This is a genomic window from Arthrobacter methylotrophus (genome assembly GCF_039539965.1).
In the GTDB taxonomy this organism is placed as follows: domain Bacteria; phylum Actinomycetota; class Actinomycetes; order Actinomycetales; family Micrococcaceae; genus Arthrobacter; species Arthrobacter methylotrophus.
This window is the reverse complement of the sequence record NZ_BAABED010000001.1, coordinates 1243346-1258607: the sequence shown is the minus strand read 5'-3', so window position 1 is coordinate 1258607 and position 15262 is coordinate 1243346. Positions and strand designations below refer to the sequence as shown.

Genomic DNA, 15262 nt, shown 5'->3' with positions numbered 1-15262 from the left:
GTTCTGAGCCCTCAAACCGACAACAACTGCGAGCTAGTTGGGTGGGGCGGTTACTTGCCTGTGCTACTTGAGAAACTTGTCGAAGCCCTTGGGCAGGTTCAGCTGCGAAGGATCGAAGTCGCCACCGGCCTGGCCGAAAGCCGCGCCAGTGGGAACGGACTTCGCCCGCTTGTTCTCGGCGTCGCGCAATTCCTGGGCCGCCTTGGCGGGGTTGCCTGAACGGGCCTTCTTCTTGGGAGCGCTCTTGGCCGCCTTGCGGGAACCTCCGCCACCGATGCCGGGCATACCCGGCATGCCGCCGCCTTGGGCCAGCTTCTTCATCATCTTCTGCGCCTGCGCGAAGCGCTCCAGGAGGCCGTTGACCTCCGAGACGTGCACACCGGAACCGCGGGCGATGCGGGCCCGACGGGATCCGTTGATAATCTTCGGAGCCACCCGCTCATGCGGGGTCATGGAGCGGACAATCGCCTCCACCCGGTCGATTTCGCGCTCGTCGAACTGCTCCAGCTGCTGGCGGATGTTCTGCGCACCCGGCATCATCATGAGCATCTTCTTCATGGAACCCATGTTGCGGATCTGCTGCATCTGGGCGAGGAAGTCGTCCAGCGTGAAGTCTTCCTGGTCGGCGAACTTCTTCGCCATCCGGGCCGCTTCGTCTTTGTCCCAGTTCTTCTCGGCCTGTTCGATCAGGGTGAGGACATCGCCCATGTCCAGGATGCGGGAGGCCATGCGGTCCGGATGGAACAGCTCGAAGTCGTCCACACCTTCGCCAGTGGACGCGAACATGACCGGCTTTCCGGTGACGGACGCGACCGAGAGCGCGGCACCACCGCGGGCATCGCCGTCGAGCTTCGACAACACGACGCCGGTGAAGTTGACGCCTTCATCAAAGGCAACCGCCGTATTGACTGCATCCTGGCCGATCATGGAGTCGATCACGAACAGCACTTCGTTCGGGATGATCGCCTGGCGGATGCGGCGCGCCTGGTCCATCATTTCGGCGTCGACGCCGAGCCGGCCCGCCGTGTCCACGATCACGACGTCGTACAGCTTCTGGCGCGCTTCGTCGACACCGGCGCGTGCGACGGCGACCGGATCGCCGGTGGGGACGTCCAGGTCCGATGTGGTTCCGGGGTGCGGTGCGAAGACAGGAACGCCGGCACGCTCACCGACGATTTGGAGCTGGGTGACGGCGTTGGGACGCTGGAGGTCGCAGGCCACCAACATGGGGCTGTGACCTTGGGCCTTGAGCCACTTGGCCAGCTTGCCTGCGAGGGTGGTCTTGCCCGCACCCTGCAAACCGGCGAGCATGATGATGGTGGGGCCGGTCTTCGCCAAGCGGATACGGCGGGTCTCGCCGCCAAGGACCTCTTGGAGTTCCTCGTTGACGATCTTCACGATCTGCTGGCTCGGGTTCAGGGCCCCGGAAACCTCAGCGCCCAGGGCTCGTTCACGGATGCGAGCGGTGAACTCGCGGACCACGGAAACGGCAACGTCAGCGTCCAAAAGGGCGCGCCGGATCTCCCGGACGGTGGCATCGACATCGGCTTCCGTGAGGCGACCCTTGCCACGGAGATTCTTGAAGGTTGCTGTCAACCGGTCAGAGAGTGAATTGAACACGCGCCGTGCACTTCTTTCGATGGTCTACGAATGGCGGCCGTTCCGGCACACCAATATCTTGACGATTCCTGCCCCAAACAAATCTGACTCAACTGAGGGACTCGACTATCTAGGGTACCAAGACGCGCCTGCAAGATGGCATGCTGGCACAGTGACCAGCAAAACAACAGTAAAAACGTTGCTCATCCTAGGCGCCTCCGGAGATCTGACGGGCCGATTGCTGTTGCCCGGGCTTGCCAGGCTAGTAGCCGACGGGCTCGCGGACGGCCTGAAGCTTGTCGGGGCAGGCTCGGACCCCTGGACGTCGCAGCAGTGGAACAAACGCGTGGCCGGCGCCTTTGCGGAGGCTGCCAACGGCGCAGGTGCCGCAGGCAAGAAGGCTATTGCGGCCTTGGAGAAGAGCACCGAATACCATCAACTGGATGTCACGGCGGACGGCAAACTCGGGACCCTCCTGGCAGGGCTCGAAGCACCCATCGCCGTCTATTTCGCCCTGCCCCCAGCCATCAGCCAGAAGGCCTGCGAGGTCCTCACGGCACAGCAATTACCTCCCGGAACGAGCCTGGTGATGGAAAAACCCTTCGGATCCAGTTCCGAATCTGCCCGGGAACTCAACAAGACCCTCGCCGCACTTGTCCCGGAAGACCGCATCCACCGGGTGGACCACTTCCTCGGCAAGGCGACTGTATTCAACATCCTGGGCCTGCGCTTTGCCAACAGTTTCCTGGAGCCGGTCTGGAACCGGGACCACATCGCGAAGGTGGAAATCATCTTCGATGAAGATCTCGCACTCGAGGGACGCGCCCGCTATTACGACCGGGCCGGCGCCCTCAAGGACATGATCCAAAGCCATTTGCTCCACATCATGGCGCTGCTCGCTCTCGATGCTCCCTCCAGCATCGGCGAACGCGATCTCCGCGACGCGATTTCAACGGTGCTGCGTGCGAGCAGCATCAGCGCACCGTATAAGAAGTCCACCCGACGCGCGAGATACTCGGCTGGCCGGATCGGCGAACGTAACGTTCCGGACTATACCGCGGAGGAGGGCGTGGATCCTGCCCGGCATACCGAGACACTCGCAGAAGTCGAAGTGGGAATCGACAATTGGCGTTGGAAAGGCGTCCCCTTCATCCTGCGTTCAGGCAAGGCCCTGGGCCGCGCGCGGAGGGAGGCCATCATCACCTTCCGGCCCGTCCCGCACCTGCCGTCGGGCTTCGAGGGCGTGGACGCCCCCAACCAGCTGCGCATCGGATTCGGTCCGGACACGCTGCAGCTCGACATCGATGTCAACGGTCCGGGAAACATGTTCTCGCTTGACCGCGTGACGCTCAACGTTGAACTGAACGGTTCCGCCCTCCTGCCATACGGAGAAGTACTCGAGGGCATCATCAGCGGCGATCCCCTGCTCTCCGTCCGGGGTGACACCGCCGTGGACTGCTGGCGGATCATCGAGCCCGCGCTCAAGGCCTGGGCCAAAGATTCCGTGCCGCTCGAAGAGTACGACGCCGGCGGCCCCGGCCCCGCGGACTGGCCCACCGCCGTCGGGGGTTAGTTCGCTAGAAAGTGAACGTCAGAACGGTCACCGTTCCGGAGGTGAGAGGCAAACTGACCTTCTGTTGGCCTGGCACAAAACCCGGGATCATTGCCCGCTGGGATTCCGGGACTCCGGCATCTTCCCGCGAGTCGATCTGCGTCTGCGCTTCAGCGTCGAAGGCCGGTCCCGTCATCTGACTCATGGTGGCCGTAGCAGCTGCTTCCGGCAATTGGATGGCTACGGGCGCTTGAGCCGAGAGTTTCGGATCGTTCTGGTTCACAACAACAACGCTCATGCTGCCGTCCTTGTGCCCGATTGCGTAGCTGTAGACATTCTCACTGCCATCTTGATCGACGTTATGGAACATGCCCGGCGCCAACGCGCTTACCAGCATCATGCCGTGGTAGATCGCCTGCTCGGTCATCACACCCGTAGGACGCTTGTAAGCACCCGTGTCACAAATCGGCGAGGCCGGAGGACCACCCTTGCAGGTATCAAGAGCACCATGGACATCAAGCTGAGTCACGCCGGTTTGAGCAACCGTCAGCGCATAGTTCACTATCCACATAGCGGCGACATGTTTGCGAGTGGTTTCGTTCGAACCGGGACAGGATGAAATTCCGCTCTCTGTCAGCCAAACGGGGAGCCCGGAGTCCTTGGCGACCTTGGCGATATTGGCGACAACCGTCTTGACCTTATCCATGTGCGCCCGGGAAGTGACCCGCGCAATGGTCGGAAAAAATTCCTCGTTGGGTAAGCAAGTCGACAACGGATAGTTGTGATAGGAGAGGGCTCCCAAGGATGGAGTTTGTTGCGCGGCAAACGGTTTGAGCCAGTTCAGGGAGTAGGTTTCCGGCCCGATAATCTTCACGTTGGGCGCCGTTTTCGATATGGCACTCTCGTAGGCCTTGAATTCGTCCATGAATTTCGACGGGCTCCAGTCTTCCGGACGAAGCGTCAGGTAAGGGTTTCCTTTGACATAATATCCGTTCGGTTCGTTGCCAATGGCGATTCCCAACAGTCGTTCGCCAAAAATAGCCGACGCGTTCTTGGCGAAGTCCGCGGCCCGATCCGGGTCGAAATGACCGAGGTCCGCTGTCAAAAGGACCTTGGCGTCGGCGGCAACAACCGTGCGGTTGATTCGCTCAAGGTCTGCAGGAGTGACCTTCACGATCTGCCGCGTGTCGCCTTGGAACGCCGGTACAAGCTTCCAATCAGGAAGACCCTCACTGGCCGAGGTCCAAAAGAACCTCCGGTCCGCCGCTTGCCCACCGAACCGAATCACAGGCTTTGTCAAGTTCTTGAGCTCTGCGACCAAGGTGGAGTTGCCGGGGTCGAGGCGCGGATCGGTCATGATGTCAGACTCGAACGAGAGGCCCATCATGCCGTCGGGCAGGGCCGTTCCGGTTTCGTCCTTACTGACGACTACGGTGGTCGGCGTAACCGGAGCAGTCGCACCGGCTTGGGAAGCTATTTGCTCGTAGGCAGGCCGATTGAACGGCGCATAGGACTTGCTTGGGCCAGACGAAGCCTCGGCTTTACTTGAAGGAGCAACTGTGCCGCCGTTCAGGGCGGCGATGGCAACCACTGCGGCCGCAACTACGCCAGCGCCTATGCCTCCGCCAAGGTACCTCCGGCGGCGTTTGCGCGCCAAGGTTGTCGCTGCGAGGGGCCCGGCGCCGATGTCCCGGGCGGAGTGCGAGTATTCTCGGTGGTTTTCTTCAGGGTTCTTCGGCATGGCACTCCGTTGACGAAACTGCAACGCCACGTTCCTCGCAAGGCAAGAAGAATCGCTGGGAGAAGACAGTTGGCGGGTGGTCAGACTCGGGTCTGTGGGTCTGCCTTGAGTCTAGAGGAATCGAAACTGCCAAGCGCAAAAGTAGTGGAGGGGACATTGTCCCCTCCACTACTTCAAAGATGCCGACGCATCTGTCGGAGTGCTTTAGATCGCTGCTGCGCCGCGTTCGCCCGTGCGGACACGGACTGCTTCGTACACGTCCACGGTCCAGACTTTGCCGTCACCGGCCCGGCCTGTGTTCGAGGAAGCGATCAGGACATCGAGGATGTCATCCGCCTGCTCATCCGTGGCCAGGACTTCCACGCGGATCTTGGGTAGCAGATCCACGTTGTACTCGGCTCCGCGGTACACCTCGGTGTAGCCACGTTGCCTGCCGTAGCCGCTGGCCGCGCTGACCGTCAGTCCCTGTACCCCGTAGGCTTCGAGCCCCTCTCGGATGGCGTCGAGCTTCTCCGGGCGGACGATCGCCGTGATGAGTTTCATGCCTGGACACTCTCCTTGCCTGATACGGATGCTTCGCCAGTTGCGCCGGACTCGGCAGATGCCTTGCCGGTAATGAGGTCATGAAGGGGCTGGAAGCTTCCGCCGTGGCCGCCGACGCCGAACTCGTACGCCGTTTCGGCATGCAGGCTGAGGTCTGCACCGGCAATCTCCTGACGTTCGGAGATACGGAAGCCCATGAGCTTGTGGATCGGGAAGGCGATGATGAACGTCATGACCCCGGTGAAGACGATCGAGCAAAGCGCAGCCAGGGACTGTGCAACCAATTGCGTCGTACCGCCGCCGTAGAACAGGCCGGCAGCACCCTGGGTCGGGGTGGCGAGGAAGCCGATGGCCACCGTGCCGATGATGCCTGAGACCAGGTGAACCCCGACGACATCCAGGGAGTCGTCGTAGCCAAGCTTGAACTTCAGGCCGACAGCGAGGGCCGAGGCAACGCCGGCTGCAACACCGAGGGCGATGGCGCCGAGCGGAGAAACGTTGGCACAGGCCGGGGTAATGGCAACCAGGCCGGCAACAACGCCCGAAGCCGCTCCGAGCGAGGTGGGGTGGCCGTCACGGATCCGCTCCACGATAAGCCAGCCGAGCATGGCCGCTGCCGGAGCGGTAAGGGTGTTGATCCAGATGAGGCCTGCCTGCTCTACCGTTGCCGCTGCGCCGGCGTTGAAGCCGAACCAGCCGAACCAAAGAATGGCAGCACCGAGCATGACCAGCGGCACATTGTGCGGACGGTGGTTGGGGTCCTTGCCGAAACCCTTGCGGTTGCCGATGATCAGGACGAGGATCAGGCCAGCGACACCGGCGTTGATGTGAACCACCGTTCCACCGGCGAAGTCAATGACGGGGGCAAACGTCTGGCCGAACCAGCCGTCCTTCGAGAAGAGGCCACCGCCCCACACCATGTAGGCCATGGGTGCGTAGACCAGTGTGGCCCAGATGGGAGTGAAGAGCGTCCATGCGGAGAACTTTGCGCGGTCTGCGATGGCCCCGGAGATCAACGCCACCGTGATGATCGCGAAGGTGGCCGCATAGCCTACCTTGAGGAGGTCCGCCGGATCCGTGAAGTTGTGCAGGCCAAAGTGGCTGAAGGGGTTTGCGAAGAGCTGAAAGAAGTTGTCCGTGTTGCTCGTGGACATCGACGCACCCCACAAGACCCAGACGATGGTCACTGTGCCGATGGCGATGAAGCTCATCATCATCATGTTCAGGGCGGCTTTGGCACGGGTCATGCCGCCATAGAAGAATGCCAGGCCCGGGGTCATGAACAGCACGAAGGCTGACGCGACCAGGAGCCAAACGAGACCGGCGCTGAATTCCATGGTCTACGTCCTCTCTGCTCTTGTTGCGGACTTTGCCGCCTGTCCCAACGCATTTGCGTTCTACATAAGAGTTTTGCGGGAGCGTGTTTCACCTGCGAAGGTTTTAGATTGCCGGGCTGTTACAAGAACTTCTCGAACGTAAATGGTGCATATCACCCTTGTTACGGATATGTTTCATCAGTTCCACTTTCTACGAGCTGCCACTACCCCGAGGATTCCAGCACCATGACCGCAAGCCCCAAATCCCGCGCCAATCGAGGGTCCCGGGCCGCTAAGGCTGCCATGCCACGCGACATCAGGGTGATGTTGGCGGCTGCGTTCCTGATTGCACTGGGTTTTGGCCTCGTAGCACCGGTGCTCCCCCAGTTCGCTACGACTTTCGGTGTCGGAGCTACGGCGGCCGCGGTGATCGTGAGTATTTTCGCCTTCATGCGCCTGGCATTCGCTCCGGCGGGAGGCGCCCTGATGGCCCGCTTTGGCGAGCGCCCCGTGTACATCGCCGGTTTGCTGATTGTGGCAGCGTCGACGGCGGCCTGCGCCTTTGCCCAGAACTATTGGCAGCTGCTGGTCTTCCGGGGCCTTGGCGGAGCCGGTTCAGTCATGTTCACGGTGGCGGCGATGGGCCTGTTGATCAGGCTCGCCCCTCCGGAAAGCCGTGGGCGGGTCTCCGGTGCGTACGCCTCCGCCTTCTTGATCGGAAGCGTCCTTGGCCCGGTGGTGGGTGGGTTGTTGGCCGGTTTCGGCCTGAGGGTCCCGTTCCTCGCCTACGCGGCAGCCCTGGTCTTGGCGGCCTTGGTTGTACGCACGCAGCTAAGGGGCAGTTCCAAGGCAGCGAGCGGGCATGGAGTGGTAGGGCCGGCGATGCCCATGAAGGAAGCCCTGGGCGACTCTGCCTACCGGGCCGTGCTGTTTTCAAGTTTCAGCAATGGCTGGGCGACGTTCGGCGTACGCATGGCCACCGTGCCGTTGTTCGCGGTGGTTGTCCTTGCCGCCGGAGCAGGCTCGGCAGGCTGGGCGCTCGCTGTGTTTGCAGCGGGCAATGCGCTTGCGCTGACGTTCTCCGGCCGCTTGGCTGACAGCTTCGGCCGGAAGCCCATGATGCTGCTGGGCCTGGCGGTTACCGGCGTGGGAACCGCCTTCATCGGATTGACTGGCAGTCTTCCGGCGTTCTTCGCGGCATCTGCCGTGGCAGGCTTCGGCTCCGGCTTGCTCAACCCGGCCCAGCAGGCCGCCGTCGGCGACATCATCGGCCGGGGCCGCTCCGGTGGCAAGGTGCTGGCAGTCTTCCAGATGGCGTCCGACGCCGGGGCGATCGTGGGACCGGTCCTGGTGGGCCTCCTGGCCGATGGATTGGGCTACGGGTGGGCGTTCGGCGCAACCGGCGGCCTCCTCCTGCTCTCGGCTGCGGCTTGGTCCATGGCCCGCGAGCCGATGGAGCGCATCCCCGAACGGATCGACTCACCCAACTGACTCGCAGTTAACGTCGTTTTGGGCGCTCAGAACGACAACAACTGCGAGCTAGTTGGGCCGGGCGCAGACTAGTTGAGCAGGGCGTCGACGAAGGCTTCAGCCTCGAACGGCGCGAGGTCGTCCGGCCCTTCGCCTAGCCCGACAAGCTTGACCGGCACGCCAAGTGCCCTTTGGATCGCGACGACGATGCCGCCCTTGGCGGTCCCGTCCAGCTTGGTGAGCACGATTCCGGTGATGTTGACCACCTCGGCGAATACCTTCGCTTGATTCAAGCCATTCTGGCCGGTGGTCGCGTCCAACACCAGCAGGACTTCGTCCACTTCAGCCAGCTTCTCAACGACGCGCTTGACCTTGCTGAGCTCGTCCATGAGGCCTACCTTGTTCTGCAGGCGTCCAGCGGTGTCGATCATGACGACATCCACTTCCTGCTCGATGCCGGACTTGACGGCCTCGTAGGCAACCGAGGCAGGGTCCGCGCCGTCGATGTGCGACCTCACTGTTGCGACGCCGACGCGCTGGCCCCATGTGGCCAGCTGCTCGGCAGCTGCCGCGCGGAAAGTGTCCGCAGCACCCAGAAGGACGTCCTTGTCCTCAGCGACGAGAACACGGGCCAACTTGCCCACGGTGGTGGTCTTACCGACCCCGTTGACACCGACGACGATCATGATGGCCGGGTGAGCCCCCTTGCGTTCCACGTTCAAGCTGCGGTCCATGGTGGGGTCCACGAGCTTGATGAGTTCCTCGCGCAGGAGGGCCTTGACGTCCTCGGCGCTACGGGTGCCTTGGACCTTCACCCGTTCACGCAGTGCCTCGACCAGCTGCATGGTGGGCTCGGTGCCAAGGTCCGCAAGGAGAAGTGTTTCTTCGACTTCGTCCCAGACGTTTTCGTCGATCTTGTCACTCGAAAGCAGAGCCAGGAGACCCTTGCCGAGAATGCTGTTGGATTTGACCAATCGCGCCCTCAGCCGGGTGAGGCGACCCTCCACGGGCGCGGGGGTCTCCACCTCGATGAGTTCCAGGCCGGCAGCGTCATCGGAAACGTCGGTCTCCGGCGTAGCAGCGTCTGCGGGTACGACGACGTTGCCAGGTACCGTACGCTCCTGTACCGCATCGGGAGCATCGTCGACGATCGTTCCGGCGCCTGCCGACGCCGAGTCAACAGGATCGTTGGCGTCGCGCGTTCCAGCGTAAGTCGAGGAAGACTTCCGCACCTTGAGCAGGACAGGAATCAGCCCTCCGACCACCACAATGGCAGCGACAATGGACAGGATTATGGGGAGGAGATCGTTCACACCCCTAGCTTCTCACAAAGCTAGACCTCGGCACCGAGCCTCTGGCTGATCACTGTGGACACGCCGTCGCCCCGCATTGTCACTCCGTAAAGGGCGTCCGCAACTTCCATGGTCCGCTTCTGGTGCGTAATCACAATCAGCTGGCTGGACTCGCGCAGTTCTTCAAAAATCGTGATGAGCCTGCCCAGGTTCGTGTCATCCAGAGCGGCTTCCACCTCATCCATGACGTAGAACGGAGAAGGCCGCGCCTTGAAAATCGCCACGAGCAAGGCGACCGCCGTGAGCGACCGTTCACCACCGGAAAGCAAGGACAAGCGCTTGATCTTCTTGCCGGCCGGCCTCGCCTCCACCTCGATGCCGGTGGTCAGCATGTCATCGGGGTCGGTCAGCACCAATTTGCCTTCCCCACCGGGGAAGAGCCGTGCGAAGACGTGATCAAACTGTTTGGACGTATCGGCGAAGGCTTCAGCGAAGACCTGCTGGACGCGGTTGTCCACTTCCTTGATGATGTCCAATAGATCCTTGCGGCTGGATTTGAGGTCTTCCAATTGCGTGCTGAGGAATTGGTGCCGTTCCTCGAGTGCCGCGAACTCCTCCAGCGCCAGGGGATTCACCTTGCCAAGCGCGGCGAGATCGCGTTCGGCCTTCCGGAGCCGTTTCTCCTGCTCCGCGCGGACAAAAGGAACACCCTCAACCATTGCGTTTCCGTCCTGGTCCACGGGCGCGCGGAGCTCGGCCCACTTGTCCACCGCAGCGGCGGGAACCGGAACGGGCTGCGCCGGACCGAACTCGGCCACGAGTTGCTCGGCGGACAGCCCGAGCTCCTCAATGGCGCGGGTCTCGAGCGCCTCGATCCTGAGCCGTTGTTGGGCTCGCGCGAGTTCGTCCCGGTGCACCGAATCCGTTAGTCCGGCGAGTTCCTGCGCCAGTGCTTCGTTGCTGCTCCGAACCTCGGCAAGTTCCTTTTCGCGCTGCTCGCGCACGGCCTCGGCGAGGTCGCGGGCCCGGGCGGCCACATCCACCGAAACGTCGACAAACCGAACCGTCAGTTCGACGGCGGAAGCGACTGCCGAGGCTCGCTCGGCCTGGGCTTTGCGGAGCACGGCCCGGCGCGCAGCCTCCTCGCGTGCCCGCCGTTCGCTCGCGGCGGCCCGTTCCAAGGATGCGACCCGGTTGCTCGTGGCTACGAGCTGCTCCTCAGCGCTCCGCAACCCCAGCCGGACCTCCATCTCGTGGGACCGTGCTTCGCCGGCAGCCCTGGACAAGGCATCGCGGTGCTCCGTGGAAGGTTCTTCTTCCTGGGGGGCTTCTTGAGCCGCGGCCAGCCGTTCCGCCGCAAGCTCAAGGGATTCCTCGGCGACGGCGATGTTCAGCTCGGCCTTGGCCAAGGACTCGGCCAGGCGATCGCTCTCCGCGACGGCGCTGCGCAACTGGGAGTTCAGGTGACCGAGCCGTTCCGCGACGGCAGCCAAACGGGCATCCGAGTCGTGGAGTTTGTCCAGTGCAGCGTCCGCCCGCTCCTGTGCATCGCTCCGGCGCGCTTGGGCCCCCGCCAGGGCAAACTTGCCCCGCTCAAGACGTATGGTCAGTTCCTTGAGCCGGGCTTCGGCGTCGTCCACTGCGGCTTGGACCTCAAGGAGCGACGGCGCCGTGGCCGATCCGCCGTCGACCGTAAGGGCCCTGAAGACGTCGCCCTCAACGGTCACTGCGGTCAGTCCCGGGTTGCCGGCAATGAGGCTTGCCGCCTCGGCAAGACCGTCGACGACGGCGGTGCGCGCCAGCAGCGCAACCGCGCCACTGGCCTCGGGACCGTCAGTTCTCAGCAGCTCGGCAGCCCAGCGCGCACCGTCAGGCAGCGTTGGCAATTCCGGCGGCCCAAGCTCGGGATCGGCGGACGATACTACGCCCGCCACCAAAAGCGAAGCGCGTCCGGCGTCGACATCCTTCAGTAACTGCATCGCGGCGACGGCCCCGGCACCGTCGGTCACCACTACCGCCTCGGAGGCACTGCCAAGCGCCGCGGCCACAGCAGTCTCATAGCCAGGCTCCACGGTCAGGAGGGAAGCCAGGGATCCCAAGACCCCGGGCAGGCCCGAGGACAGGATCCGTCCGGAGCCATCCTTGCGGTTGAGTCCCAACTGCAAGGCATCCCGGCGGGCAATGAGGGCGTCGCGTTGGCGGACGTCATCGCGTTCGGCGGCTTTCAACGCCTCGATGTCGGCGTTGATTTCGTCAAGAAGGGCGGTGGCCTCCTCGTAGTCCGCGTCGAGGCTTTCCTCACCGTCTTCAACACCGGCCACTTGCGATTCGAGGGCTGTGAACTCGCCCTGCGCGTGGCGACGGCGTTCCTCGCCAGCAGACAGCGACTCCCTGAGCCTGCCTCGCTCGGCAGCCGCTGCCTCAGCCCGGGAACGCGCCGCGGCCACTTGGCCCACGAGTTTTGCAAGGCCTTCACGGCGGTCGGCTGCCGCCCGCAGCACGGCCGTCAGGCGTTTGTCCTCGGCTGCGGCGAGGCTCTCGGTTTCCTGCTTGGCCGCGGTAGCCTCGAGAAGCGCAGCTTGCTTGGCCAGGATGTCGTGCTCCAGCTGAGACTGTTCCTGCCGCACCCTGGCAGCCTGGCGGTCGAGATGGTCCGGGTCGCGGCCGGAATCCGGCGCCGCATCCGCGGCGCCCAGGAGGCGGCGACGTTCGGTGGCAAGAGATCCAAGGGAGCGAAGACGGTCCCTTGTTGCGGATAGTTGGTACCAGTTGTCCCTCGCGGCATTGAGGCGCGGTGTTGCCTCAGCCGCGAGTTGCTCAAGACGGACCTGGCGTTGACGGCCAGCACCGAGCGCCGCTTCAACCGCCTCGCGGCGCTCCTTCAAGGCCGCTTCGTCGGCGACGTCCTTCTCCAACGCTTCGGTGAGCTGCACCAGGTCATCCGCCAGCAGCCGGGACTTGGCGTCTCGAACGTCGAACTGCACGGACTGGGCACGGCGGGCGACTTCGGCCTGTTTACCCAGCGGCGTAAGCTGGCGGCGGATTTCTGCCGTGAGATCGCCAAGTCGCTGGAGGTTCGCCTGCATGGCTTCCAGCTTGCGTACCGTCTTTTCCTTACGACGCCGGTGCTTGAGGATGCCTGCGGCCTCTTCAATGAATCCGCGGCGGTCCTCAGGGGTGGCATGAAGGACCCTGTCCAGCTGCCCCTGACCTACGATCACATGCATTTCCCTGCCCAGACCGGAGTCGGAGAGCAGCTCCTGAATGTCCAGGAGGCGGCATGGCGAGCCGTTGATGGCGTATTCGGATCCGCCGGTGCGGAATAGTGTGCGGGAAATGGTGACTTCGCTGTATTCGATCGGCAGGGCGCCGTCGGCATTGTCTATGGTCAGCGAAACATGCGCCCGGCCCAAGGGCGGCCGGCCCGATGTCCCGGCGAAAATGACATCTTCCATTTTTCCGCCGCGCAGGGTCTTCGCACCTTGTTCGCCCATCACCCAGGCCAGGGCGTCGACCACATTCGACTTGCCCGAACCGTTGGGGCCGACAACGGCTGTAACGCCTGGCTCAAAGTCGAACGTCGTGGCCGACGCGAACGACTTGAATCCACGGACAGTCAAGCTTTTCAGATGCAAGGTGTTTCGGATCTCCTGAGTGGCTGGTTCCCCTGCTCAATCTACTGCCCGACGGCGGAAATCCCCGGATTTGCGGGCCCTACGCCGCGACAACCGGGGGTAGCCCGTGGGTGCACCGGGGCTACCAGCGGCCGTTGCGGGGCTTCGGCTGGCAGACCGGACAAGTGTAGGAGGAACGGTTCATGAACTGCTCGCGTCTGATGACACCGGACAGGCCAAGGGCCGAACATCGCCGGCATGGCTCGCCCGCCCGGCCGTAGGCATCAAGGGAACGGGCGAAGTAACCGGAATCCCCGTTGACGTTGACGTAGAGCGAATCGAAGCTCGTCCCGCCCGCCGACAAGGCATCGCTCATGACTTCCTTCGCGGCATCGACCACCCGCAGCGCATCGGCCCGTTTAAGGGTGTCCGTCGGCTTGGCATAGTGGAGCCTGGCCCGCCAGAGGGCCTCATCGGCATAGATGTTGCCTATCCCCGAGATGACGCCCTGATCGAGCAGTACACGTTTGAGCCCCGTTTTGCGGACTTTGATTTTGCGGTAGAAGTCGTCAAAGGAGAAGTGCGGATCCAGCGGATCGCGAGCTATATGGGAGGCCTCTTCGGCGATTTCCGGAAGGGGCGTCTCGCCTTGCCCACCGGGACCGCCGTCGGGCGTCGGTATCAGTGAAGTGACAAAAAGTCCGCCGAATATCCGTTGGTCCACGAACCGCAACTGCTCGGGCATGCCGTCGGATCTACTAAGGCGGAGACGGACTTTGAGGTGTCTCTCATCGGGAACGTCGGGATCCTGCATGAGGAGCTGCCCGCTCATGCCGAGGTGCGCCATGAGCGCGACGGCGGGCAGCGCCTCGTTGGACATTGCCTCGAAGGCGCCGCCAGTCCTCCGGGGTTCCTCGGCTTGCAGCGGCATCCACAGGAACTTGCCCCGGCGGACGACATCCAGGACCGTGCAGTTCTCAAGGTTGCCGACAAAGTCCTCCGTGCCAAGTGTGTGGCGTCGGATGGAGCGGGGATCCAATACGTCCACGGACGTGATGGTCCGGCCCCGCACCCAACGTGCCAAACCGCGGCGTACTACTTCGACTTCGGGCAATTCCGGCATGGGGCCTCAGGCGCTGCGCGCAGAATCAGTCGGAGCGTCGGCCTTGCTGTCAGGGGTGGTCAAGCCGTTCGCACCGGCTTTCTTGTTCAGGGTTCGCCACGCATCTGCGGCGGCTTCCTGTTCGGCTTCTTTTTTCGAATGCCCTGCGCCTTTGCCGTAGGCGGTGCCGGCGATCTGGAGCACTGCCTCAAATGTACGTGCATGGTCCGGGCCGGAACCTTCGACGGCGTAATAGATGGATCCGAGCTGTCGGCTGGCTGCAAGCTCCTGCATGCTCGTCTTCCAGTCGGTACCTGCCCCCAGGGCCGCAGCGTCCCTCAGCAACGGACCGACGAGCCGCATGACCAGCTGGCGGGCGGTCTCGATGTCGTTGGAAAGGTACGTGGCGCCGATAAGGGCTTCCATGGTGTCCGCCAGAATGGACGCCTTGTTCTTGCCTTGGGTGAGCCTTTCGCCCTGCCCGAGGTAGATGAATTCGCCGATGCCAAGGTCCCTGCCGATACCTGCCAGGGCACGCGTGCTGACGACGGCGGAACGCCGCTTGGCCAATTCGCCTTCCGGTAGTCCCGGGTTATCCCGGTACAGGGAATCGGTCACAGAAAAGCCCAAGATCGAGTCGCCCAGGAATTCGAGCCGCTCGTTGGTGGGAATCCCGCCGTTTTCATACGCGTATGAACGATGTGTCAGAGCAAGACGAAGCGTCTCGGTGTCAATTGAGACACCGAGACGCTTCAGAAGCTCTTCAGTTGAAGACATCCGTTGTCAGCCTGTATGGCGGATTTAGACGTCTGCGACCTTGCGGCCCTTGTATTCAAGGAACAGCGCAGTCCCGGCAGAGTCGGTAACAACCTTTGCCTGGTGCGGCAGGCTGTAAACAACCTGGCCGTTTTCGATGGTCTTGACCAGGTTGGGGGCAGTTGCCTTCCACTGGGCACGGCGGGCGCGTGTATTCGCGCGAGACATTTTCCGCTTGGGAACAGCCACGGCTATCTCATTTCTCTCTTAGTCAACA

Annotated in this window: 11 protein-coding genes; 2 read left to right on the top strand and 9 right to left on the bottom strand. The window is 63.0% G+C overall.

What is annotated here, in order from left to right; all coding sequences use genetic code 11:
- Positions 1–63: 63 nt before the first annotated feature.
- Positions 64–1620: a signal recognition particle protein gene (gene ffh / locus ABD884_RS06140; protein WP_345040150.1), complete on the bottom strand. Its 1557-nt coding sequence runs from the start codon at positions 1618–1620 to the stop codon at positions 64–66.
- A 151-nt stretch (positions 1621–1771) separates the two neighbouring features.
- Here ffh and ABD884_RS06135 point away from each other — a divergent pair, with 151 nt between their 5' ends.
- A complete protein-coding gene (locus ABD884_RS06135; RefSeq protein WP_345040137.1) occupies positions 1772–3172 on the top strand; it encodes a glucose-6-phosphate dehydrogenase in 1401 nt (466 codons plus the stop codon).
- 4 nt (positions 3173–3176) lie between these two features.
- On the opposite strand, the gene ABD884_RS06130 is transcribed toward ABD884_RS06135, so the two are convergent.
- The 3 genes from ABD884_RS06130 to ABD884_RS06120 form a co-directional block, all read right to left on the bottom strand.
- Entirely contained in the window at positions 3177–4892 is a 1716-nt protein-coding gene (locus ABD884_RS06130) for a hypothetical protein (protein WP_345040130.1), read from the bottom strand.
- Between the two features lie 204 nt (positions 4893–5096).
- Positions 5097–5435: a P-II family nitrogen regulator gene (locus tag ABD884_RS06125; protein WP_028264639.1), complete on the bottom strand. Its 339-nt coding sequence runs from the start codon at positions 5433–5435 to the stop codon at positions 5097–5099.
- A complete protein-coding gene (locus tag ABD884_RS06120) occupies positions 5432–6772 on the bottom strand; it encodes an ammonium transporter (protein WP_345040123.1) in 1341 nt (446 codons plus the stop codon). Before ABD884_RS06120 ends, ABD884_RS06125 begins: the two co-directional genes overlap by 4 nt.
- A gap of 225 nt (positions 6773–6997) precedes the next feature.
- Between ABD884_RS06120 and ABD884_RS06115 the strand changes: the two genes are divergently transcribed.
- The gene (locus ABD884_RS06115; RefSeq protein ID WP_345040116.1) at positions 6998–8242 is read left to right on the top strand and encodes an MFS transporter; all 1245 of its coding nucleotides are present in this window, start codon (positions 6998–7000) and stop codon (positions 8240–8242) included.
- A 68-nt stretch (positions 8243–8310) separates the two neighbouring features.
- Here the strand turns inward: ABD884_RS06115 and ftsY are convergent, their stop codons facing one another.
- The 5 genes from ftsY to rpmF all read right to left on the bottom strand — a co-directional run bounded on the left by ftsY (position 8311) and on the right by rpmF (position 15234).
- A complete protein-coding gene (gene ftsY / locus ABD884_RS06110; protein WP_345040105.1) occupies positions 8311–9534 on the bottom strand; it encodes a signal recognition particle-docking protein FtsY in 1224 nt (407 codons plus the stop codon).
- A 20-nt stretch (positions 9535–9554) separates the two neighbouring features.
- Positions 9555–13148: a chromosome segregation protein SMC gene (gene smc / locus ABD884_RS06105; protein WP_345040098.1), complete on the bottom strand. Its 3594-nt coding sequence runs from the start codon at positions 13146–13148 to the stop codon at positions 9555–9557.
- Positions 13149–13269: 121 nt separating this feature from the next.
- The gene (gene mutM, locus ABD884_RS06100; RefSeq protein ID WP_345040089.1) at positions 13270–14250 is read right to left on the bottom strand and encodes a bifunctional DNA-formamidopyrimidine glycosylase/DNA-(apurinic or apyrimidinic site) lyase; all 981 of its coding nucleotides are present in this window, start codon (positions 14248–14250) and stop codon (positions 13270–13272) included.
- A 6-nt stretch (positions 14251–14256) separates the two neighbouring features.
- The gene (rnc, locus tag ABD884_RS06095) at positions 14257–15006 is read right to left on the bottom strand and encodes a ribonuclease III (RefSeq protein WP_345040084.1); all 750 of its coding nucleotides are present in this window, start codon (positions 15004–15006) and stop codon (positions 14257–14259) included.
- A 24-nt stretch (positions 15007–15030) separates the two neighbouring features.
- On the bottom strand, positions 15031–15234 hold the full coding sequence (gene rpmF / locus ABD884_RS06090; RefSeq protein WP_028264646.1) for a 50S ribosomal protein L32: 204 nt from the start codon (positions 15232–15234) through the stop codon (positions 15031–15033).
- Positions 15235–15262: the final 28 nt, after the last annotated feature.